The organism is Novosphingobium beihaiense (assembly GCF_022832375.1).
Lineage (GTDB): Bacteria > Pseudomonadota > Alphaproteobacteria > Sphingomonadales > Sphingomonadaceae > Novosphingobium > Novosphingobium beihaiensis.
The window spans coordinates 177,236-197,216 of record NZ_JALHLG010000001.1 but is presented as its reverse complement, the minus strand read 5'-3'; the positions used below and the strand labels follow the sequence as shown (position 1 = coordinate 197,216).

Below are 19,981 nucleotides of genomic sequence, written 5' to 3'. Positions count from 1 at the left end.
CAATCAGTTAAAGATGATCTGATAGTGCATCTGCCCGTCCCTCGGGCCGTTGTTGGTGATGAATAGTGGGCAGACACGCCCGTCCGGAAGGCGGATGGGCGCTGTGTCCTGAATGAAGTAACGGTCCGCCGGGCCGGACAGTTCCAGGTAGTATCCTTCTCCGCCCTGGGCGCGAGGGCGTCCCTTGTTGTAAGGGGATTCGACCACGGCCCTGAGTGTCAGCGCCAGCGGATCCATCTGGTCGGTGGGGATAATAAAGTCTTGGTCGATCCAGGCTTCGAAATCCTGGCGGGTCAAGGAACCGGGATCGACGGTTTCCTCTGCCGGTGAAAGTGTTTGCGATCCATCAGTCATGGCAATGGTCTCCCTGTTCGATATTTTCGGATGTTTAAGCTCCCGGCATGACGATACGCGGCGCCATGTGCTCCCTGGCTGGTTCCCATCGCAGCAGCATGTGGCTGGCGGTCGGCGGGATATCCGGATCGGGTAGGAAGCCGAGCTGCCGGTAAAGCTTCACGGCTCCGTAATTGTGATGTTTGACCGATAATGTGACAGGCACCGCCATGGAGCCTGCAACCTTTTGCATGGCCTGCAGGACCGTGGTGCCGATCCCCTGTCCATGCCAGGCGGGCAGAACAGTGATGTCGACGATATGGACTTCGTTGTGTCCGAAATCGATCATCAGCCTGCCTGCCACATCCCCGGACTTCTCGATCATGTAGTAGTGGGCGTTGGGATAGGCCGAAGCATGACCGTCGTTTTTGGCCCTGTACTGAAAATCCATCACGCTCCGGACGAACTCGGTCTCACCATCGATCAGAGTGAGGTCCTGTCGATTGGCATCATGAATGCTCCGTTCCAATTGGGCATCGGCGGTTGTCGCCGCGCGCAGTCGGACACCGTTCGGCAGGTCGGCAATTCCAAGCATGAAACCTGTAACCTTTCATCTGGCATGTTTTGAGCGCCCGGCCGTTTCCGGGTCGGGTAACTACGGAGTGTCGCAAGTCGGTGGCGGAGGTGGGCCTTGCGGACATGGTCTTGCGGTTTTGGCGGCCGCATGAGCACGTCGCGGAAGGATGATTGACGTATCTCAACAACCTCTCTCCGTGGAGCGCTTTACCTTCATCGGACCGCAGATGTTACAATATTGTAACATCTGCGGTCCGATGAAGAGCCGGGATGATGGATGTGTTGTGCCTCATTTTCAAGGGGGCGGGAAAAATGTGCTATTTAATCTATTTTCCGTCTCATATATCATTTCATGATTAATTTGTTTTAATCTTATGAATCGTCTGAATTGCTGCAGTTTGTCATTTTCATCGGTGGGTGGCGATGACATTTCCGGGGTGCGGCAGATTTTAATTGAAAAAGGCAATTGCAAAATTGTCCTTTGGACGTAATTTGCAAGGAGTCGTTAGGGTTTGACTTGCATTTATCCTGATGAAGTGTGACGTCTGAGCGGCAATCTTAATAAGGAGGGGAGCATGACTACACCCTTTGTTGGCGAGATTCAGTTGATGGGCTTCGGCTGGGCGCCGAAAAATACCGCGCTTTGCAATGGGGCGGAACTGACGGCGTCCCAGTATCCGGCGCTCTATGCTCTTATCGGTGACGTGTTTGGCGGTAATGCTGGGGGGGGCACCTTTAAATTGCCCGATATGAGGGGGCGGGTTCCGGCCGGTCCGGATGGTAACTACGTTTACCAGCAAGGAGTCTTCGGGGGCTACGAGACGGTGCCGCTAACGCAGGCAACGGCGCCGGCGCATAGGCATTTCCTGCGTGGTGCGGATGAGGACGGCGATTTTTCCTACGGTGTTGATCGTGTCTTCGCAAACGTCGGAGTAAATCCCACAACGGGAACGAGGCCTCTTGCTTATGGGCCGGCAGAGAACCTGACGCCTATCGGGCAGGGGGAGGTTAGTAGCTTTGGCGGAGGTCAGCCTCACACCAATGTCCAGCCTTTCCTGGTAATCAACTTTACGATCGCTCTGACGGGGGTGTTCCCCTCGCGAAACTGACGGTTGCGGCGCAGTTTGAGGTTCGATGGAAGTTTCATTTCGGGAGAGGTGAGATGTCTGATCCGTTTTATGGTGAAATTCGCATGTTCGGAGGGGATTATGCGCCTGTGCATTGGGCTTTTTGCAGTGGAACCCTTCTGAACATTTCTGGCAATGAGGCCGTGTTTTCGTTGTTGGGAACGGCCTATGGCGGCAATGGGACGACGAATTTTGCGTTGCCCGACATGCGCTGCCGGGTGCCGATGGGGCAGGGTAACGGTCCGGGCCTTACGCCTCGTGTGCTTGGGCAGTCCGGTGGCTTAGATACGGTGACTTTGACGGAAGATCAGATTCCGTTTCATTCTCACCATGTGATGGTTTCGCAAAATTCGGCTACAATGACTACTTTTGCGGATGCGGTTCCCGCAAAGCAATATATCTATGAAGATGTTGAAGGAGCGCCGGTAGTGGGTAATTTGGCTGATGGAACTTTATCTACTACCGGAGATGGGAATGCGCATGAAAATAGAATGCCCTTCCTTTCTGTGAGTTTTATTATCTGCATGCTGGGGGTGTATCCCATGCGGAATTGATCAGGCGTGTGATTTTGAGGAGTGGAAAGCATGAGCGTTGATCCGTTCTTTGGTGAAATCGACATCCTTCCCTATACTTTTACGCCGGAAGGTTACGTTGCTTGTGAAGGGCAATTTCTGCCAATTACGCAGTACCAGGCGCTTTACGCGGTGATCGGCATTAATTTCGGTGGTAATGGTCAAACCACTATGGGGGTCCCAAAACTGACGGGGCGTGTGCCGACTTGTTGGGGGGAGGCCCCGGGTCGGCTTCGTCAAGATATCGGTGAATTCGGCGGGCTAAATTCAGTGTCTCTGCACTATACGCAAATGCCGCCTCATAACCATACCTGGACAGTGGTTGGCGAACCGAATTCGAATATCGACCAGCAGATCAACTATACGATGGGACTCGCAAAAGCTATCGATGATCCTGCGCAGCCCACCATTCCGATGTATTTGGAGCAAAATCCCCCCGGCACACCTGCGCTAGACACGAGATTTTCCGATGAGGCCATCTCCATTTACGGGCAGAGTATAGGGCACGCGAACATGCAGCCTTTTCTTGGGCTTAGATTTTACATGGCTGTTATGGGGGTTTTCCCCTCACGGTCTTGAGCGGGGTGACGGTCCGGTTTGAAAAAATTAATTGGCTACATGGCGGATGTAGACTATTATTGATTATAGTGAGTCCATTATACGATGGATGTGTACGGTACGGAGGGCTGAGACATGAAAGAAGTTAAAGCGCAAGAGGGTGTGTCCTCCCGAGTTGAAGAGGACAAGGCTCGCAAGTCGTGGAAGCATCCCGAGGTGCAGGAAATCGATGTAGCTTTTGTTACGATGTCTGCATTTAGCGGAAGTAGCGATGCTATTACATCGACTTGACCTGTGTTGTTTGGGTGGAAGAGCTATCTTGCAGGATAGGGCTGCGGCCCATCCGCATATGGCTATGAGCTTATGGCCGTAGTGGAAGTTTCCAGACAAAAGCGCTCCTGAGAAACCGGGGGCGTTTTTGTGTTATGAATAGATGGCCGCCATTTTGATCAGCTGTTTCGACCAGTTATGTGGTTGATGAACAGGCTGGTGCCCAGAAGCCTTGAGACGCGCACCTGCTGTGAGAAAGGGAAATCCACGGCTTGGGTTTCCGGCTGAGAATTGACGAGTTGCTCCGGTACCACTTTTTGGAAAAGAGAACTCTTGGCGGTGGCACGTGCAATCTCAGACAGGATCTTCTCCCTTTCGGAGAAGAACATTCTATGTGAATCCGCTGCTTGCCGGCCTTTTACGAAAACGGCAAGACGGTCTGCGGAAAGGTGGCGTTGATACAGCGCCTTGGCAAAGGCCCGGTCGTGGCCATGGGAAAACAGGTCGATCGGAACCGACAGGCAGAACTTGACGATTCTGAGGTCGCTGCAGACGTCACGCTCATCAATCCGGTTCAGCGCCTGGCTTGCTTTCATCAAGCTGCCGTGATCTCTCTGCTGCAGCAGAAACGCGCGCCCGTGTCCTGCCATTTCTCCATCAAACCCGTGCATTCGATACCGCCGGTTCACGCGGTCGGTAAGATCCAGGTTTGAAACAACATCGCTTTTGAGAAGTGTAACGCCGCTTGGCACTTCCGGTGCCCGGGAAAGCCGGGACTGGACAGCATGGAACAGTGCGGGCGGCAGGACGTCGTGCAGAACATAGGCCATGGCCCGGCGTGGCGTGACTTCTCCGGCTTGGGCGAGGGACGCCACGCGATGCAGATAGGACAGCCGGGACCGGCGATGGCGAAATTCCGGCGCGGTCAATTCAAAGCCGGCGCTGAAGGTGAAGTTTCCACGGATGCCGTTGAGGATCGTCGAAATGCCTTTCTTGTGGGCGTCGCGCTGAATTGCGTCCATCCACACAAGGTTGGCGGGATTTAGCGGTATTTCATCCATGATGCCGATGTACCGGGCGGTAACGTCGGTCATGGGGTTCGCATCGTTGAAGATGATCCGGTGTTCGATATTGGGGAAAAGCGCGGCAACCTGACGGGCCTGAGGGCTTTCATCTGCGAGTTGGCGAAGCGATGGCGGAAGCTCTTCGGGCGCGCGCGGCGCTGCAGTGTAGGCACTTAGCGTTTTCCCTTTCTCCGCTAAGACTTTTGCCGATAGTGCCGTTACGACGCCGCTATCGAGGCCGCCGCTCAAATGACTGCCGATGCCGCCGATACTGCGGGTCTGGGCTCGAATGACGGTTTGCATCAGATCATCGAGCGCTTCCAGCGTTTCGTCGAATGAGCCGAAGCGTTGTTCGGGGATGCTGGATAAGTCGCACCAGTGAACGGTTTGCGCCTTGTCTCGCGACAGGCGCACCATGCGCCCGGGGGCGACGCGAGAGATATGCCGGAAGAAAGTGACGGGGCCTTTATGCGGCAGCAGCGAGATATATTCGGCAAGCCAGGTCTCGTTCAATTCTCTCGGCACATCGGCAAGGGCAAGCAATCCCTTGAGCATGCTGCTTGCCGCAATGAACCGGGGGTGTTGGAAATAGTAGAGAGGCCTGTAGCTTGACGGGTCCCGAACGAGCGTCAGGGTTTTGTCTTTCCGGTCCCAGACAGCAATCGCGAACAGGCCGGCCAGTCTGGGCAGGGTGTCCTCTATTCCCCAGTGTTCAAAGGCGGCAGCCAGCAGGGCCGCGTCGCAAAGCAGGCGCGCCTGCTGGGCGGAAAGCGCCAGTTCGCTATGTAGTTCATCGCGATTATCCAGCCGAATATCGGCAACGAGCTGGTATCGGCCGCCGGCGAAGTCCACGGGCTGGCGGTCGAGCACGTCCTCGGGCAGCATTCGCATCAGGTTGCGGCCCAATGCGATCTCGCTGCTGCCATCAAGGGCTGTATTGTCCGGCCCGAACATGGATTGGGCCCTCAGCATCCGCTCCACGTAGTTGCGGGCGGAAACCTCGCTCGACCAGGACAGGCAGGTGGCAAGGGCAGTCACGAAGTAAGGCTCCGGGAATTTATCGCATCCGTTTCAGGTGATGCATGTTGCAGCTTCGTTAATATCCTGCCGGTAACTTATAGTCGAGTTTCTTCATGATATCTCCATGGCAACTGATGATTTTGTTGATATGTCGAGACTTCAGGTGATTGTGCCAGTCGCCAGGGCGGCCGTTTCTGAAAAAAGGAGTGCGGGCAGAAACGCGCTCGCCAAATCCCGAATCGGATTCGAGTTCCTGCAAACGATCAAACCGGCAGGCCGCTACAGCGTTGCGCAACGCGTCCGGGCTTGCTGTGAACTGCAGAAAATGCGCAATTCGGGCAAAGTGTGTGATGGGATCGGAAACAATGTCTTCGTATCTCAGACACAGCTTCGGAATGGGGGCGGCCTGCCAGCTTGTCACGTGCGTGCTCCAGCTGCGCAGGATCTGCCTCATTATCGGAGTTGCTCTCTTGTGCGGATCGGCAATCATCGACCGGTCGTCACATAGAAAGTCAACGGCCTCATCAATGCTGATATCAGCGTGAAATGCCCAGGAAACAGCAATATCCAGTGGATTGCGGACGAGATAGACCGCGCCTGCCGTAATATCGGGCGGAAACAGCCATTCCCCTCCTGCCGTTCGGTCGTAAGCGTCGTGAGCTTTGAGAATGGTTTTGCCAATCCGTTCCCGGGCGATAAATCGATAGGCCTTTGGCCTGAGATTTTCCTGGTCGTCCGGAGATAGATGAACTGTCGGCAGGCCGACTGCAGGATCGATGATCTTTCGGCTGGAGGCCAGGGCACTTTCATCGCCATGGTTCAGGCTGAAATTGCCTCCCGATGAAATATGCCTGAGTATTAGGCGTATCCATGTGTTTCCCGATTTGGGATAGGATGCAATCCAGTATGCGCGTTTAATCATTTTCAGCGCTGCTGAGAAGGCCTGTAAAATCAATCTCCTGAACGGTGCCAGATGGCCTGTCCATCTCAAAGCAAGGTGTCGCGTTCAATAACTGGATGGCCTTGAGGAATTTGTCTTTCGGGCGGTGCATTTTTGAAATGGGGCCCCTTTGAGACTGCGAAAGTTCGAGTTTTCGTAGTGCATCCTTGCCTTTCAGCCGGGTTCTTACAGGAGGAGAGGACAAAGGGCCGCTTCTGAGGAATACGATCATGGCAAGGGGCGTAGGACCGGTACAGGATGGGAAAGGAACGCGGAAGGAGGGATGGGCGAAGCCGACCCGGTATTCTTCCGGAATTTGATGACCTAGCAGGCCGAGGCTCTCCTTTGTGAGAATTAATGCGCGGGCTGTCGGTAATACCGCCGGGCGCGGCGAGGTGTCGATCAGGCAAGGATCATCAGCAATGATCCGGTGCCCCTGACCTGCAAGCTGGGCCACCAACGTCGATTTTCCACTTACGGGACCTCCGCAAAGAACGACCGCCTGCCCGTTCATTTCCATTGACACCGCTTGCAGGCACATCAATCCTACGGCCTGAGCCCAGACCGGCAGAACGGAAGACATGAAAAACCAAGCGATTTCAGGAGTTTTCCGAGGAAGAACGGGATCGATCGTCAAAAGGGTACTGTTGGTTAGCAGATAACGCCCCACTCCCGGCACCTTCAGAAGGAAACTGTCATGGCCTTGTGTCTGACAGGCAGGCATGGCGAGATCGGGAGCAGGCAGGTTTTCCGGGACAGGGCCGAACCGGATTTCCAGATCGGCGCAAATTTGAGCATCGGCTGCTGGCACAAGATCGGGCAGAGCGAGTTCCGAACGTATCTGGAAACGACCCAGATTATATGAGAAGATCAAAGTGTTTGAGACGAAGGGGGCTTCCAAGCGCCTGTTTCCCGGAAATCTGTTCGTTGATGGCCTGAACTGGAAATCTGACTCTGCAGATGCTCCCCGGCGTCATGCAGGCCTATGCCGCAATCTCGATCAGTTTTCCCTTATAGAGGTCTCCCAGAAGGGCGATAACGTCGACGCGAACGGTATCGACCGATGCATCGAATTCCCTGGCAAGAGCGTCGCACAGGGTTGCGACGGTCATGGGGTGTTCGAGGCGCGCCCAGACCTCTGACGCGATATCGTTGAGGTTATAATATTTGCCCTCTTCGATGCTCATCAGCACCACATCGCCATCCAGTTCGGCCGCAATCTGGTTGTCGCTCTGCCTTACTGTTGTAGACAAAGCGATTGTCACGTTTTCCGTCATTCCCGTTCTCCGAAGAAAAAACAACCTTATATTACATGGATCTGTGCCGAGAGCGTAGGGCTAATTGTAGCAGATGGCCGGTGCTTTCTCGCGTCTCGTCGAAATTCCTGTCAGGCTCTCGCTTTCCGCAAGGTCATTTGCCGCCTGAGCGAGCCTATGGGGCGGGTTCAGGAGCGGTTCGTACCTTTGACCTGTTTGTGAGTGATCCTGAGGGAGGTGTGCTTGCTGCATTTTGGTCGAGCAGAGCAGGTTTGAGGGCAAACGGCAGTCCATGGGGTTCCGGTCCCAGTGATGCTTTCACCGGAGTCGCGTCTCCCGGTCTACGCCGGTTCAGACTGCATGGGGCGGCGCAGCATCGATGCTGCAGCTCTGCGCGCCGTGCAGGAACAGGCGGGTGCGATAGAGGATCTGCCGGTCGTAATCGTCAGGAGACATCTGGTTCCACAGCGTAAGCTGTACCGAGCCTTCGACGACGAGGATCAGAAAGGCCGCCGCCGCATCGCGCGCGTCGGGCACGGAGGGGGCATCCGGGCGCAGGCGGCGTTGCAGAAGATCGGTGAGGTAGCCCAGCGTCGGCTCGGCAGTGCGTTCCCACAAGTAGCGGGCGACTTCGGGGCTGCGGAACACTTCGGTATTGGCGATGCGCACCAGACGCATCCCGGACTTCTTCTTGATGTTGGAAACCCACAGCCGGGCCACGGCCACCAGCGTCGCTTCCAGATCGTCGCATTCCTGCTCGCGCAGGCGTTCGACCGGGATGATCCACTGGTCTATCGCCCGCTGGAGCGCGGCCTTGAACAGCGTCTCCTTGTCGCCGTAGCGCGCGTAGATCGTGCGGCGCGACATGCCGACATCGGCGCAGATCGTATCGATCGTGGTGGCATCGAAGCCGTTGTCGAGAAACAGGTCGAGCGAGCGATCGAGCAGCTCCTCGTTGCGCTGCTCGATCATCTCGCGCGTAGGCCGGCCCGGGCGGCGGCCGTCGCAACGGGGCTTTCGCACCGGTTTTCCGGTGAAGAGCGGGGCCGGTTCGCTTGTCGTCATGGCCGCTGGTTAGAGGACAGCCGGGCGGGCTGTCACCCGGTAATGTCCACATCGGCATAACCGGCCAGCATCGCCGGATCGGGCAAGGGCATCTGCAGGTAGATGTCGAGATGGTGGATCAGGCCCGCATCGTCGAATTCATAGACCGAGAGCGAATTGACCGCGTTTTGCACGCCGCCCATCGTCGTGCGCTCCTCCAGTTCGAGGAGGACGAGGTTGCCTTTCTCGGTCACGCGCTTGAACGAGCATTCCCAATCGGCGGTTGGCGCCCACCCGGCGAGGAAATCGCGGTAGGCGGGCCAGTCCATCACTTCCTTGAAATTGCCCACCCGTTCAAAACGGGCCACGTCGAGGAAAGCGCTCATCTCGTTCCAGCGGGCGGGATCGAAGCCGGGCTGCTTGGAGGCATCGACGAGCGCCTTGGTGGTCTCGCCATAGTCCAGAACCTTGCGCGAGAGGCCGGTGTAGTCGCCGATGATCTGCGCGATGTCGTGCATGTCCATGATGGGGTCTCCGGTCAGGCGGCCTTGGCGGCAAGATAGCGGTCGATCACGGTGTGGAACCGGGCAATGCTCAGTTCCTCGTGGATCAGCGACATGTGATCGAGGCCCTTGTTGCGCAGGCCCTGCTGCTGGCGCGGCATCTGTTCGTAGTCCTGCTGCAGCGCGAGGAAGTAGGGGTAGCTGCCCGCCTCGGTCACTTCCACCGGCTCGGCGCGGTATTGCGCGCGGACTTGTTCAGGCAGCCACATATAGGCGGTGACGTGCCATATGCACTTGTTGGGATCGCCGCCCGGGTCGGGATAGGCCATGATCGTGGTGGCCTCGCCCGCGCGGATGGTCATGAAGAAGTTGGGGAACAGGAACCAGCCCTGATTGTCGCTCATCTGATCGTCGGAAAGCGCGCTGACGTCGAGTCCCTTGGCGGTCAGCGTCTCGCGCGTGGCCTGCTGGAGCAGAGTGCGCACAGTGACGCCTTCGGGGAAGGAAAGGGCGCCGCCCGCATCGCGATAGCCGTTCACCAGCTCCTCGAACCGGGGCAGGACTTCGGCGACCGTGGGGAAAGTGCCGGGCAGGCTGCGGATGCCTTCGACCTGTTCCTCCAGCGAGCATTCGGCGGTGCGTTTCACTTCGAAGGGGGAGACGGCCATGCCGTGATCGCCGAAGAAGCCGTGACGGCTGTTCCCGGCTTCAAGGTCGATCACCGAGAGCAGTTCGGGGTGGACGCCGATGATATGATAGCCTTCGGAGAAAGCATCGATCACCACTTTCCAGTTGCAATCGAGCGGTTCGCGCACGTCCATGCCCACTGGGGTCATCTCGTCCAGCTTGTAGGCGGAGAGGCGTTCGACCACTTCGGCGCCGAGGAATTCGGCGAGCGGCTTCGCCTGCTTGTCCGGGTTCAGGAAAATGAAGCCCGCGAAAGTATCGACCGGCACTTCCACCAGACCGTGCGCGCCCTTGTCGATGTCTCCCACGATATCGGGCCGGGCCACCGCGATCAGCTTGCCGTCGAGGCCATAAGTCCAGAGGTGATAGGGGCAGGTGAAGCGGCCGGAGTGGCCCTTCTTTTCCGCGCACAGGATGTTGCCGCGGTGGCGGCAGGCGTTGATGAAGCCGCGGATCACGCCGTCGCGGCCGCGCACGATCAGGAAGGACTCGTCGAACAGCGTATAGACTTTCCAGTCGCCGCTTTCGGGCAGTTCATCGGCGCGGCCGACGACTTGCCACACTTTGCTCCAGATCCGCTCACGTTCGAGGTCCTGGATTTCGGCGGAGGTGTAGCGGTCTGTGCCGATCCGCCAGTTGAAGGCCGAAAAGTCGATTTCGCCGAACGGCCGCACGGCAGTTTGTTCTGTCATGGTGTGAACCTCTCCCATGGTTCCTGAGTCTCATCCTTCCTACGGGGTTCCGGAGGTCTCAACAATAATAAATGATACGGTGCATTCTCTTTTGTGCGAGCGCGGAGGCCAAAGCGCACAGGCGTATCGGCCGCTCAGGCCATGGCGGCGCTGGCAGCGTCCATGATCCAGCGGCCGGAATCCTTCGCTTGCTCGTAGATGTCTAGGTGGACGATCTTCCTGTCCTCGTTGAAGACGTAGAGCGCGATCACGTTCTTGCGGATGAATTCCTCACCGCGATAGTGGCGTTCCTCGATTTCCTGCACCACCACGCGTCCGGCTTCGGTGATGCGGAAAAGCGTCATTTCGAACCGGGTGCCGCCGCTGACCCATTCGGTCATGAAATGGCAATACTGCTGCCAGTCCAGCTCCTCCAGGTAAGCGCCTACGCGCTTGAATTCGCCGGTGGCGACATATTCGGACAGCGGTTCCCAATCGGCAGGCGAGGACGCGCCCTGTGCGGCGATCCGGGCGACGGCCTCGCTATAGGCCTCGACGCGCCGGGTGAAGGGGCCTTTCTCGCTGGTCGTCGCGGTGGCCGTGATCACTTCCATGTGTGGTGTTCTCCCCTTGGTATTCTCAGTGCGCGCCGGGGCCTTCCACCCAGCTCGCGATGGAGGCATGATAGTGGGCGAGGCGCACTTCCTGCCGGGTCAGCGTCAGGAACGGCTGGGCCATGTTGCGCAGGCCGCGCTGCTGGTGCTGCATCTGTTCGTAGTCCTGCTCCAGCGCCAGGAAGTAGGCGAAGTGTTCGCCCTCCGGCACGGTGGTGAGCGGCGTGCGCAGTGCGGCGCGCCGATCCGGCGGGACCCATTGCAGGGTCTGCACGTGCCAGGTGCAGCGGTTGGGATCGCCGTCCTCGCTGGGAAAGGCCATGATCAGCGTGCCTTCGCCGGCGTGGATCGTCAGGAACAGGTTCGGGAACAGGATCCAGAAGTGATTGTCGCTGAGCTGGTTGCCGGTGAGCCCGCCGACATCGAGCCCCTTGGCTTGCCAGCTTTCGCGCATGGCCTGTTGCAGCAGCGCGCGCAGCGGGATTTCGGGGGCGGGCGGCATCGTGCCGTCGGGCCGGCGGCAGCTTTCCACCAGTTCGTCGAAACGCGGAAGGCAATCCGCCACGGCGGGGAACGTGGCGGGCAGGCCGTGGATCGCGGCGATCTGGTCCGCAAGGCTGCTCGCGCCGAGATTCGAGGCGCCGAAGGGAGCAGTCGCGACGCTGTGATCGCCGCAGAAGCGATAGCGTTCGCGCGATTCGTCCATGGCCGCGACGAGTTCGGGGTGCACGCCCTGGATGTGATAGCCTTCCTGAAAGGCATCCATCACCACTTTCCAGTTGCAGCCTATGCTCTCGCGCACGTTGAGGCCGCAGGGGATCATCTCCTCGATATGGTAGGGCGCCAGCAATTCGCGCGCTTCGCCGAGGAAATCGGCGAGCGGGGCGGCGTCGCGATCCGGATTGAGGAAGACGAAGCCTGCGAAAGTCGCCACCGGCATTGGGATCAGGCCGAGGTCTTCCTTGGCGCCCACGAAGTCTTCCAGCGAACCGTCGAAATCGGGGCGGGCGACGGCCAGCAGCTTGCCGTCCAGCCCGTAGGACCAGTTGTGATAGGGGCAGGTGAAGCGCGCCGCATGTCCCCGGCCCTGGCAGAAGGCATTGCCCCGGTGGCGGCAGGCGTTGACGAAGCCCCGGATCGCGCCGTCGCGCCCGCGCACGACGATCCACGACTGGTCGAACAGCCGGTATTCCAGCCAGTCGCCCGCTTCGGGAATGTCGTCGCAGCGGCCCGCGACCTGCCAGACGCGCAGCCACAGCGCCTCGCGCTCGCGTTCGGCATAGGCCCGCGAGCGGTAGCGGTCCGTGGGCACGCGCATGCGGTATCCGGTAAAATCGATATCCGCGATGCGTGGCCCTTCGTCGACCAGCCTGCCGGGCTTCTCGTCCTGCATTGTCCTCTCCCGCCGGGGCGAGCCTGTGGACTCGCTGCTTTCGGCGCGATTAAAATGCCATATGGTCTATTTATTCGCAACCCACTGCCGCAGCCGGTTTCGCGATCCTGCGGTTTCTTGTTAGGGGAGCCCGCATGACAGCGGCGAAGCAGGTAAAGACGCAGTTGGAGGAAGGGCAGGCGGCATCGACGCGTGGCAAGAGCGCGGCTGCGCGGCCCGCCCGCCCGCGCGGGCGGCCGACGAGCGAGGACGTGGAGGCGATCGAGAAGGCGCTGCTCGATGCCGCGCTGGCCGAGTTCATCCGCGAAGGCTACGGCGGCGCCTCGATGCGCAGCATCGCCAAGGCGGCTCAGGTCGCGCGCACCACGCTGCAGGCGCGCTATGCGACCAAGGACGCGCTGTTTCAGGCGATCATGACCGGGCAGATCACCCGCATGTCGGCCGCCGCTTCGCTCGATGCCGAAGGAACGCCTGACCTCGCCGCCGGGCTTAAGGCCTATGCCAACCGCGCGCTGTCCTACAGCCTTGAGGGCGACTATCTCGACATCAACCGGCTGATCTACGGCGCCGCCAGCCAGTTCCCCGAAGTCGCTCGCGCCGCGCGCGAAAGCACGCGTCTGGGCATAGACCATATCACCGCCTTTATCGCCCGCTGCGCCGAGGCGGACGGCATCGCCTGCCGCCGCCCGGAAGTGCCCGCCGAGTGCTTCATCCTGCTGGTGCGCGGCTGGTACGGCCATGCCTTCCTGCGCGAGGAACCCGTTTCCGCCGCCGAACGCGAAAGCTGGGTCGATACGATGGTCGATCTGCTCGTCGCGGGCCGTGCGGACTGGTGAGCCGGGCGCTCTGCTTCTTCTGAGCGGCCTGTCCGGGCGTGCTTGACACGCCGGCGCGCTGCATCATAAAAATAGGCCGTGTGGTATTTTATCGTTCGCGGCATCGTGCATGACCGGCGGGCGGTTGGGGGAGAGGACACATCATGATCCAGGTGAGCAACCTGACGCCGCAAATCGGCGCCCGCGTGGAAGGAAAGCCGGAAGAGGTGCTGATGCCGGAAACGGCGGCAGGGCTGCGCAAGCTGCTGGTGGAGCGCGGCGTGCTCGTCTTTCCGGAGCTGAACCTGACCGGCGAGCAGCAGGTCCGGCTGGCGGGCATGATGGGAAATGTGAGGGACGAGGGCGAGAAGGGGATCTTCAAGATCACGCTCGACGAGAAGACGAACTCGCGGGCGGAATACCTCAAGGGCTCATGGCTCTGGCATATGGACGGCACGCATGACGATGTGCCGGTGTTTGGCTCGCTGCTGACCGGGCGCAAGCTGTCGGACGTGGGTGGGCGCACGGGCTTCGCCAATTCCTATGCCGCCTACGAAGCGCTGCCGCCGGATGAGAAGGCGCGGCTCGAAGGGCTCAAGGTGGTGCACAGTTTCGCGACGTCGATGGAGCGCGCGGGCGTGATGCCGACCGAGGATGACATCGCTTATTGGCGCAGCATTCCCGACAAGACGCATAACCTTGTCTGGACACATAGGTGCGGGCGCAAGTCGCTGGTCGTCGGCTGTCATGCCTCGCATGTGGTGGGCATGGACCGGGCCGAAAGCGATGCATTGCTGGCCGGACTGCTCGACTGGATCACGCAGCCGCAGTTCCTCTACTGGCACGAATGGACCCTGGGTGATCTGCTGATCTGGGACAATACGGGCGTGCTGCATCGCGCCGAGCCCTATCCGCTAGACAGCGGGCGGATGATGCACCGCACTACGCTGCTGGGTGAGGAAGCCTTCGCCTGACGCGTCAAAGGAGGGGGCACGCGCGCACGAAAAAGGGGCCGTGCCCCCCGACACGGCCCCTCCGCACTCGGTAAGTTTCCCCCCCGGTGCTTATTTCGGTGGCATACGGATCGCGCCGTCGAGGCGCACGCACTGGCCATTGAAGTAAGTGTTACGCGAAAGTTCCATCACGAGGGAAGCGAATTCCTCCGGGTGGCCGAGGCGCTTGGGGAACGGCACCGCCTTGCCCAGGCCTTCGTAGACGTCTGGCGCCATTTCCTTGACGCGCAGCATCGGTGGCGTGGCGAAGGTGCCGGGCAGGATCGCGTTGACGCGGATGCCGAGGTCCATCAGGTCGCGCGCCATCGGCAGCACCATCGAATTCACCGCACCCTTGCCGCCGCCATAGGCGACCTGACCGATCTGGCCGTCCTGCGAGGCGGCAGACGAGGTGAAGATGATGCAGCCGCGCTCGCCGTCCTCGTTCACCGGATCGGCATTGGCCATGCCCAGCGCCGCGATCGAGGCCATGCGGTAGGAGGCGGTGAAGATGCCTTCGGCCGATTTGGAAATCTGCTCGGTGGGGGTGCGCTTGTAGCAGTTGTTCTTCTTGTCCCACGAAACGGTCTTGCCGCCGCCCGCGACGATGGCGCAGTGCACGACGATGCGTTCCTGCCCGTGGGCCTCGCGTGCCTTGGCGAAGCCGGCCTCTACGCTCTCTTCGTCCATGATGTTGACGTTGCAGAACACGCCGCCGATTTCGGCCGCGAAAGCCTCGCCCGCTTCCTCGCTGATGTCGAAGATGGCGACTTTCACGCCCGCGTCGGCCAGAGCCTTGGCACTGGCGCGGCCGAGGCCCGAGGCGCCGCCGGTCACGACTGCGGCAATGGTGTTGTCGATCTTCACTGGCATATCTCCCGCATCTGGCGAATCATGTTGGCGGCCTCGCTAGCGCAGATCGCAAGCGATTTGGCGCGCGGGATTGCTTGCACGCGCAAGTATCGCCCGAGCGGACAGGCGGCTCTCGCGCTGGTCCAGGGCTGCAATCCGGCTTGCACCGATTGACGACAGGCTTGCACCTTCGGACAGGCGCGCCTTGGATGCCGGGGCGAAACAGCGCAGCATCGCAAGAATGCAAGGACGGCCGGTGCGAAGACCGGCGCGCAGGAAAGGGAAGAGCAGCATGGCCGAAGGGGACGCAGTCCTGGATACCAGCGACGTTGACAAGTGGGTGGGCAAGCCCGTCATTTTCGCCGAGTTCTGGGATCCGTGCAACGCGACCGACATTCGCCGCTGGGTGCAGGCGATGGACTATGCCAATCCGCTGCACTGGGACGAGCAGTTCGCCCGCGCCAGCAGGTTCGGCGGCATCGTCGCGCCGCAGAGCTTCACCGTGGCGATGGACTACGGCCACGGCTGCCACCCCTCCTGCGTGGGCAAGATCCCGGGATCGCACCTGATCTTCGCGGGCGAGGAATGGTGGTTCTACGGCACCCCCGTGCGCCCCGGCGACAAGCTGACGCAGGAGCGTACCTTCGCCGGATACAAAGTGACCGACACCGCCTTTGCCGGGCCGACGATGTTCGCAGACGGCGATACCGTCCACCGCAACCAGCACGGCGGCCTCGTCGCCAAGGAGCGCGCGACCTCGATCCGCTATCTGGTGGAGGAAGCGGCCAAGCGCAAAGTCTATGACAAGGGCAACGTGCCGCCGCGCCTGTGGACCCAGGCCGAGCTGGACGAAGTGGCGCGGGTGCGGCTGGAATGGATCAAGTCCAACCGCATGGGCACGTCGCCGAACTGGTCATCGGTGAACGTCGGCGACGCGCTGGTGCGCCGCGTGATCGGTCCGCACAGCCGCGTGACGTTCGCGCTCGAATGCCGTGCGCACCGGCAGAACATCTGGGGCACCTGGCGCTGGAACGTGCCCGAAGGCGTCTATGATCCCGCCACCGAGGATGCCGGTTTCACCTCCGGCATGAGCTACGATTTCGAGGCCCGCAAGATCGACCCGCGCCATGGCGACGGTCTGTTCCACGGCCCCAGTTCCGGCCACATCAGCGACGAGAAGGGCCAGAAAGTCGGCATGGGCGGCGTCTATGGCTATGGCTCCTCGATGAACGCCTGGCATCTCGATACCGTGGCCTACTGGGCCGGGCATGACGGTTACATCTGGCATTCCAAGACGCAGTTCCGCAGTCCAGCCTTCGAAGGCGACGTGACCTATGTGGACGGCACTGTGGTGGACAAGCAGGAGACCAGCGAATTCGGGATGCCGGTCGTCACCGTGGAAACGCGCATGACCACGCAGGACGGCAGCACCATCCTGAAAGGCACGGCCACCGTTTCGCTGCCGCGCTGACGGGGCGGCCCGCGCTGGACAGCGCAGGGGCGCCGCCGTAACAGCGCGGCGTGCCGCCCTCAGCCCGTCCCGAACCAGACTTCCGCGCCGATTGCACGCGCTGCGCGGCGCTGTGCTGCGTCGCTTTCGCGCTGAACGATCCGGAAATGTTCGCGGTGCGCAAGGAAGCGGGCGAGCCGTGCCCCAACCTCAATGCGCGGGGCGGCTGCACCATTCACGGGGCGCTGGCGGACAAGGGCTTTCGTGGCTGCGTGCTCTACGATTGCCTGGGCGCGGGCCCGCGCGTGACGCAGGAGCTGTTTCAGGGCCGAAGCTGGCAGGACGATCCGGCGCTGCTGGGCCCGATGTGCGATGCCTTCCGCGTGCTCACCCGCGCGCACAAGCTGCTGTTCCTGCTGCGCGAGGCAGGGCGGCTCGATCTCTCGCCAGAGGACCGGCTGAGGCTGGCGGCGCTGCGGGAAGCGGTGGACCGGGCAGGCACATCGTTCGCGGCCATGGCGGAAATCGAGAGCGAAGCGCACCGCTTCCTGCGCGGTTTGCGAAGCTACATCGACAACGCGGGCTGAAACCGGGGACGAAACTTGCCGACAATCCTCCCCCTCCGGGGGAGGGGAACCGCCCGCAGGGTGGTGGAGGGGGCGAGCACACGCCAGCATCGCGCCAAACCCGCCCCCCTCCGTCAGCCGCTGCGCGTCTGCCACCTCCCCCGGAGGGGGAGGATTTGGGAAGGGCGGCGATGTGCGCAGTGTCTCGAAAAATATGGATAGCTGCCGCGCGCTCAAACGAAATCCTGTCAACAAAGGTTGACGAAAAGGCGCGTCAACATTAGTTGACGGTCATGTCGAAAATTTTGCTCGCAGAACCTGCAGATCCGGAAGAGGCGCTTGCCGCAGTCGTTGCGTTGCGTCGCCATGCCGACAGGCTCGAAAGGCGGGCTGTTCGCCAGGCCATTTCGGCAGGCTGGAGCTGGGCGGACATAGCCGAGGCACTGGGTGTCACGCGGCAAGCTGCCCACAAGAGACTGGCCCCTTTGATACTGCGGGAAGGTGAAAGAGAATGACCATGCTGAAGAAGCTGCGCGACCGCGTCGAAAGTATCCGCGGAATTGCCGGACTATGCACAAGGGCTGAAACCATCGCGCGCAGTGGCGGAGAACTGGAACCTGCTGCCGAGCATTTCCTTTTAGCCGCTCTGGAAATGGAGGACGGGAGCGCGGCGAGAACGCTGGCCGCACTTGGTCATGATCGGGCGTCGTTGGATCACGCCATCCGGGAACAACACGCGGCCATGCTTCTTGCCGCGGGGATTCCGCAAGACCATCTTGTGGAGGGCGAGGCTGTTGCCGCTCCATCCGGCACCGGCCTCTATCGTGCGACGGCCTCCGGGCAGCAACTCTTGCAGATCCTCAGCCTTCAAGCCCGCGAGAGACGCTCAGGCGGCTTTCAGAGTGTTCACGTTCTCGAAGCGGCAGCAGCCTTGCGCCATGGCATCGTGCCCAGAGTACTCAGGAAACTGGGAATATCGGACCAGCTTGCACAACCTTCGCAGGTAGTCGGTTGAGTTGGGATTGGCTTCTCAACGGCAGCTTCCGAGAAAGTTTGCACCGGACCAGATGAGCAGAAAGTCGTCGATTGGCTGTTTGTCCGCCTCCGCCCCATTGATGCTCAGTCTGCCTGCCGAGACGCAGCTCGCCAAACCATTTTCCTACATCCCCTCCATTTGCGATACTGCGTGCGGCATCCGTCTGGCCGTGTTCTTTGAATCGTCTATGTCTTCGCTTTCGCTGCCGTTTTGCAGCGCGAAGTTCCTGTGGGTATAAGCCACTGTAAAACCAGGAAGTTATTCGGACTTCCCATGGCGCGAGTGGGTGAAGTTCGTGAACATGAAAAACCGCGCCGGTGCAGGACGCGGCGCGGTTTTCGGAATGTTGCGAATGGAAAGGTGCAGGTTCAGCCCAGCGCCTGTTCCTTCTCTGCGTAGATCCGTTCCAGTTCCTCGCGGTCGCGCTGGGCGCGGCTTTTCTTTTCGGCGGCGGTCTTGAGCTGGCCGCAGGCGGCATCGATGTCGCGGCCGCGCGGGGTGCGCACCGGGGCGGAAATACCCGCCTCGAACACGATGTTGGAAAACGCCTTGATCCGTTCGGGCGTTGAGCAGTCGTAAGGCGCGCCGGGCCAGGGGTTGAACGGGATCAGGTTGACCTTGGCGGGCAGCTTGTAGTGCTTGATCAGGCGCACGAGTTCGCGGGCGTCCTCGTCGCTGTCGTTCTTGTCCTTCAGCATCACGTATTCGAAGGTGATGCGCCGGGCATTGCTGGCGCCCTTGTAGTCGGCGCAGGCCTGCAGCAGTTCCTCGATGCCGTACTTCTTGTTGATCGGCACGATCTCGTCACGCACGTCCTTGGTCACCGCGTGGAGCGAGACCGCGAGATTGACGCCGATTTCCTCGGCGCAATCGGCCATCCTTGGCACCACGCCCGAGGTGGAGAGCGTGATGCGGCGCTTGGAGAGGGCGAGGCCGTCCCCGTCCATCACCAGCTTGAGCGCGTCGCGCACATTGTCGAAGTTATAGAGCGGCTCGCCCATGCCCATCATCACGATGTTGGTGAGCAAGCGCCCGTCCGCCGAGTAGGAGCCTTCATCCTCCTCGTCGTCGAGCCCGGCCATAGTGCCGCCGCCCTTAGGCCATTCGCCCAGCGAGTCCCGCGCAAGCATCACCTGCCCGACGATCTCGCCCGCCGTCAGGTTGCGTACCAGCCGCATCGTGCCGGTGTGGCAGAAACGGCAGTTGAGCGTGCAGCCCACCTGACTGGACACGCACAGCGTGCCCCGGTCCGCGTCGGGAATGAACACCATCTCGAAGTCGTGCCCGTCCGCCGTGCGCAGCAGCCACTTGCGGGTGCCGTCGCTGGAGTGCTGGGCCTCGGCCACGTCCGGGCGGCCGATCACGAAGCGTTCGGCGAGCCAGGGGCGCATGGTCTTGGCGATGTCGGTCATCGCCTCGAAATCGGTGACGCCGCGGTGGTAGAGCCAGTGGAACACCTGCTTGGCGCGCAGCTTGGCCGCCTTGGCATCGAGCCCGGCGGTCTCGAACAGTTCGGCGATGCGTTTCTTGGGCAGGCCGATCAGATCGATGCGCCCATCCTCGCGCGGCGTGACGTCACGCGGGACGGGAACCGGGTCGATATGCCCGGGGATCGGCATGAGTTTCGTAGCTGTCATGATTG

The 19,981-nt window shown here is 60.6% G+C and carries 23 protein-coding genes; 10 read left to right on the top strand and 13 right to left on the bottom strand.

Translation table 11 applies throughout. The annotated features are described in order from the left end of the window. Positions 1–3: 3 nt before the first annotated feature. Positions 4–354 (bottom strand): DUF6916 family protein, encoded by a 351-nt coding sequence (locus MTR66_RS01010; protein WP_243917132.1) that lies wholly within the window; start codon positions 352–354, stop codon positions 4–6. Positions 355–388: 34 nt separating this feature from the next. Further along, the gene (locus MTR66_RS01005; RefSeq protein ID WP_243917130.1) at positions 389–928 is read right to left on the bottom strand and encodes a GNAT family N-acetyltransferase; all 540 of its coding nucleotides are present in this window, start codon (positions 926–928) and stop codon (positions 389–391) included. A gap of 556 nt (positions 929–1,484) precedes the next feature. Here MTR66_RS01005 and MTR66_RS01000 point away from each other — a divergent pair. The 4 genes from MTR66_RS01000 (at position 1,485) to MTR66_RS00985 (ending at position 3,457) form a co-directional block, all read left to right on the top strand. Then, positions 1,485–2,018: a phage tail protein gene (locus MTR66_RS01000; RefSeq protein WP_243917128.1), complete on the top strand. Its 534-nt coding sequence runs from the start codon at positions 1,485–1,487 to the stop codon at positions 2,016–2,018. Positions 2,019–2,071: 53 nt separating this feature from the next. Beyond that, complete coding sequence (locus MTR66_RS00995; protein WP_243917127.1) at positions 2,072–2,590, top strand: phage tail protein; 519 nt, start codon at positions 2,072–2,074, stop codon at positions 2,588–2,590. A gap of 30 nt (positions 2,591–2,620) precedes the next feature. After that, positions 2,621–3,187, top strand: a complete 567-nt coding sequence (locus tag MTR66_RS00990; RefSeq protein ID WP_243917125.1) for a phage tail protein — start codon at positions 2,621–2,623, stop codon at positions 3,185–3,187. A 114-nt stretch (positions 3,188–3,301) separates the two neighbouring features. Next, positions 3,302–3,457, top strand: a complete 156-nt coding sequence (locus MTR66_RS00985) for a hypothetical protein (RefSeq protein ID WP_243917124.1) — start codon at positions 3,302–3,304, stop codon at positions 3,455–3,457. 158 nt (positions 3,458–3,615) lie between these two features. Here MTR66_RS00985 and MTR66_RS00980 read toward each other — a convergent pair whose 3' ends face one another. From MTR66_RS00980 to MTR66_RS00940, 9 genes are all read right to left on the bottom strand, one after another. Next, a complete protein-coding gene (locus tag MTR66_RS00980; RefSeq protein ID WP_243917123.1) occupies positions 3,616–5,538 on the bottom strand; it encodes an asparagine synthetase B family protein in 1,923 nt (640 codons plus the stop codon). 58 nt (positions 5,539–5,596) lie between these two features. Further along, positions 5,597–6,475: a sulfotransferase domain-containing protein gene (locus MTR66_RS00975; RefSeq protein ID WP_243917122.1), complete on the bottom strand. Its 879-nt coding sequence runs from the start codon at positions 6,473–6,475 to the stop codon at positions 5,597–5,599. After that, complete coding sequence (locus tag MTR66_RS00970; protein ID WP_243917121.1) at positions 6,435–7,361, bottom strand: phosphoenolpyruvate carboxykinase (ATP); 927 nt, start codon at positions 7,359–7,361, stop codon at positions 6,435–6,437. The genes MTR66_RS00975 and MTR66_RS00970 overlap by 41 nt, the downstream gene beginning before the upstream one ends. 82 nt (positions 7,362–7,443) lie before the next feature. Continuing rightward, a complete protein-coding gene (locus tag MTR66_RS00965; protein WP_243917120.1) occupies positions 7,444–7,737 on the bottom strand; it encodes a PqqD family peptide modification chaperone in 294 nt (97 codons plus the stop codon). A gap of 330 nt (positions 7,738–8,067) precedes the next feature. Next, on the bottom strand, positions 8,068–8,688 hold the full coding sequence (locus MTR66_RS00960; protein ID WP_243917118.1) for a TetR/AcrR family transcriptional regulator: 621 nt from the start codon (positions 8,686–8,688) through the stop codon (positions 8,068–8,070). Positions 8,689–8,813: 125 nt separating this feature from the next. Next, positions 8,814–9,284: a hypothetical protein gene (locus MTR66_RS00955; protein ID WP_243917115.1), complete on the bottom strand. Its 471-nt coding sequence runs from the start codon at positions 9,282–9,284 to the stop codon at positions 8,814–8,816. A gap of 14 nt (positions 9,285–9,298) precedes the next feature. After that, a complete protein-coding gene (locus MTR66_RS00950; protein ID WP_243917113.1) occupies positions 9,299–10,642 on the bottom strand; it encodes an aromatic ring-hydroxylating oxygenase subunit alpha in 1,344 nt (447 codons plus the stop codon). Between the two features lie 134 nt (positions 10,643–10,776). After that, positions 10,777–11,235 carry a hypothetical protein gene (locus MTR66_RS00945; protein ID WP_243917111.1) on the bottom strand — a complete coding sequence of 153 codons (459 nt, stop codon included), beginning with the start codon at positions 11,233–11,235 and terminating at the stop codon, positions 10,777–10,779. Positions 11,236–11,260: 25 nt separating this feature from the next. Continuing rightward, on the bottom strand, positions 11,261–12,628 hold the full coding sequence (locus MTR66_RS00940) for an aromatic ring-hydroxylating oxygenase subunit alpha (protein ID WP_243917109.1): 1,368 nt from the start codon (positions 12,626–12,628) through the stop codon (positions 11,261–11,263). Positions 12,629–12,762: 134 nt separating this feature from the next. Here MTR66_RS00940 and MTR66_RS00935 point away from each other — a divergent pair, with 134 nt between their 5' ends. Both MTR66_RS00935 and MTR66_RS00930 read left to right on the top strand, forming a co-directional pair. After that, positions 12,763–13,464, top strand: a complete 702-nt coding sequence (locus tag MTR66_RS00935; RefSeq protein WP_243917107.1) for a TetR/AcrR family transcriptional regulator — start codon at positions 12,763–12,765, stop codon at positions 13,462–13,464. Between the two features lie 143 nt (positions 13,465–13,607). Further along, on the top strand, positions 13,608–14,417 hold the full coding sequence (locus MTR66_RS00930; protein ID WP_243917105.1) for a TauD/TfdA dioxygenase family protein: 810 nt from the start codon (positions 13,608–13,610) through the stop codon (positions 14,415–14,417). Between the two features lie 90 nt (positions 14,418–14,507). On the opposite strand, the gene MTR66_RS00925 is transcribed toward MTR66_RS00930, so the two are convergent. Then, a complete protein-coding gene (locus MTR66_RS00925) occupies positions 14,508–15,302 on the bottom strand; it encodes an SDR family oxidoreductase (RefSeq protein WP_243917103.1) in 795 nt (264 codons plus the stop codon). A gap of 277 nt (positions 15,303–15,579) precedes the next feature. Here MTR66_RS00925 and MTR66_RS00920 point away from each other — a divergent pair, with 277 nt between their 5' ends. From MTR66_RS00920 to MTR66_RS00905, 4 genes are all read left to right on the top strand, one after another. Continuing rightward, positions 15,580–16,758, top strand: a complete 1,179-nt coding sequence (locus tag MTR66_RS00920; RefSeq protein ID WP_243917102.1) for a MaoC family dehydratase — start codon at positions 15,580–15,582, stop codon at positions 16,756–16,758. A gap of 50 nt (positions 16,759–16,808) precedes the next feature. After that, a complete protein-coding gene (locus tag MTR66_RS00915; protein ID WP_243917101.1) occupies positions 16,809–17,324 on the top strand; it encodes a hypothetical protein in 516 nt (171 codons plus the stop codon). A gap of 272 nt (positions 17,325–17,596) precedes the next feature. Next, entirely contained in the window at positions 17,597–17,818 is a 222-nt protein-coding gene (locus MTR66_RS00910) for a hypothetical protein (protein ID WP_243917100.1), read from the top strand. Further along, positions 17,815–18,318: a Clp protease N-terminal domain-containing protein gene (locus MTR66_RS00905; RefSeq protein WP_243917099.1), complete on the top strand. Its 504-nt coding sequence runs from the start codon at positions 17,815–17,817 to the stop codon at positions 18,316–18,318. Before MTR66_RS00910 ends, MTR66_RS00905 begins: the two co-directional genes overlap by 4 nt. Before the next feature lie 389 nt (positions 18,319–18,707). Here MTR66_RS00905 and rlmN read toward each other — a convergent pair whose 3' ends face one another. Continuing rightward, a complete protein-coding gene (gene rlmN / locus MTR66_RS00900) occupies positions 18,708–19,976 on the bottom strand; it encodes a dual-specificity RNA methyltransferase RlmN (RefSeq protein WP_243917098.1) in 1,269 nt (422 codons plus the stop codon). Between the last annotated feature and the right edge of the window lie 5 nt (positions 19,977–19,981).

What these genes read in the sequence shown, in the direction of transcription:
- MTR66_RS01010 (WP_243917132.1), bottom strand. Translation starts at nt 354, where the DNA reads ATGACTGATGGATCGCAAACACTTTCACCGGCAGAGGAAACCGTCGAT.
- MTR66_RS01005 (WP_243917130.1), bottom strand. Translation starts at nt 928, where the DNA reads ATGCTTGGAATTGCCGACCTGCCGAACGGTGTCCGACTGCGCGCGGCG.
- MTR66_RS01000 (WP_243917128.1), top strand. Translation starts at nt 1,485, where the DNA reads ATGACTACACCCTTTGTTGGCGAGATTCAGTTGATGGGCTTCGGCTGG.
- MTR66_RS00995 (WP_243917127.1), top strand. Translation starts at nt 2,072, where the DNA reads ATGTCTGATCCGTTTTATGGTGAAATTCGCATGTTCGGAGGGGATTAT.
- MTR66_RS00990 (WP_243917125.1), top strand. Translation starts at nt 2,621, where the DNA reads ATGAGCGTTGATCCGTTCTTTGGTGAAATCGACATCCTTCCCTATACT.
- MTR66_RS00985 (WP_243917124.1), top strand. Translation starts at nt 3,302, where the DNA reads ATGAAAGAAGTTAAAGCGCAAGAGGGTGTGTCCTCCCGAGTTGAAGAG.
- MTR66_RS00965 (WP_243917120.1), bottom strand. Translation starts at nt 7,737, where the DNA reads ATGACGGAAAACGTGACAATCGCTTTGTCTACAACAGTAAGGCAGAGC.
- MTR66_RS00960 (WP_243917118.1), bottom strand. Translation starts at nt 8,688, where the DNA reads ATGATCGAGCAGCGCAACGAGGAGCTGCTCGATCGCTCGCTCGACCTG.
- MTR66_RS00955 (WP_243917115.1), bottom strand. Translation starts at nt 9,284, where the DNA reads ATGGACATGCACGACATCGCGCAGATCATCGGCGACTACACCGGCCTC.
- MTR66_RS00950 (WP_243917113.1), bottom strand. Translation starts at nt 10,642, where the DNA reads ATGACAGAACAAACTGCCGTGCGGCCGTTCGGCGAAATCGACTTTTCG.
- MTR66_RS00945 (WP_243917111.1), bottom strand. Translation starts at nt 11,235, where the DNA reads ATGGAAGTGATCACGGCCACCGCGACGACCAGCGAGAAAGGCCCCTTC.
- MTR66_RS00940 (WP_243917109.1), bottom strand. Translation starts at nt 12,628, where the DNA reads ATGCAGGACGAGAAGCCCGGCAGGCTGGTCGACGAAGGGCCACGCATC.
- MTR66_RS00935 (WP_243917107.1), top strand. Translation starts at nt 12,763, where the DNA reads ATGACAGCGGCGAAGCAGGTAAAGACGCAGTTGGAGGAAGGGCAGGCG.
- MTR66_RS00930 (WP_243917105.1), top strand. Translation starts at nt 13,608, where the DNA reads ATGATCCAGGTGAGCAACCTGACGCCGCAAATCGGCGCCCGCGTGGAA.
- MTR66_RS00920 (WP_243917102.1), top strand. Translation starts at nt 15,580, where the DNA reads ATGGCCGAAGGGGACGCAGTCCTGGATACCAGCGACGTTGACAAGTGG.
- MTR66_RS00910 (WP_243917100.1), top strand. Translation starts at nt 17,597, where the DNA reads ATGTCGAAAATTTTGCTCGCAGAACCTGCAGATCCGGAAGAGGCGCTT.
- MTR66_RS00905 (WP_243917099.1), top strand. Translation starts at nt 17,815, where the DNA reads ATGACCATGCTGAAGAAGCTGCGCGACCGCGTCGAAAGTATCCGCGGA.
- rlmN (WP_243917098.1), bottom strand. Translation starts at nt 19,976, where the DNA reads ATGACAGCTACGAAACTCATGCCGATCCCCGGGCATATCGACCCGGTT.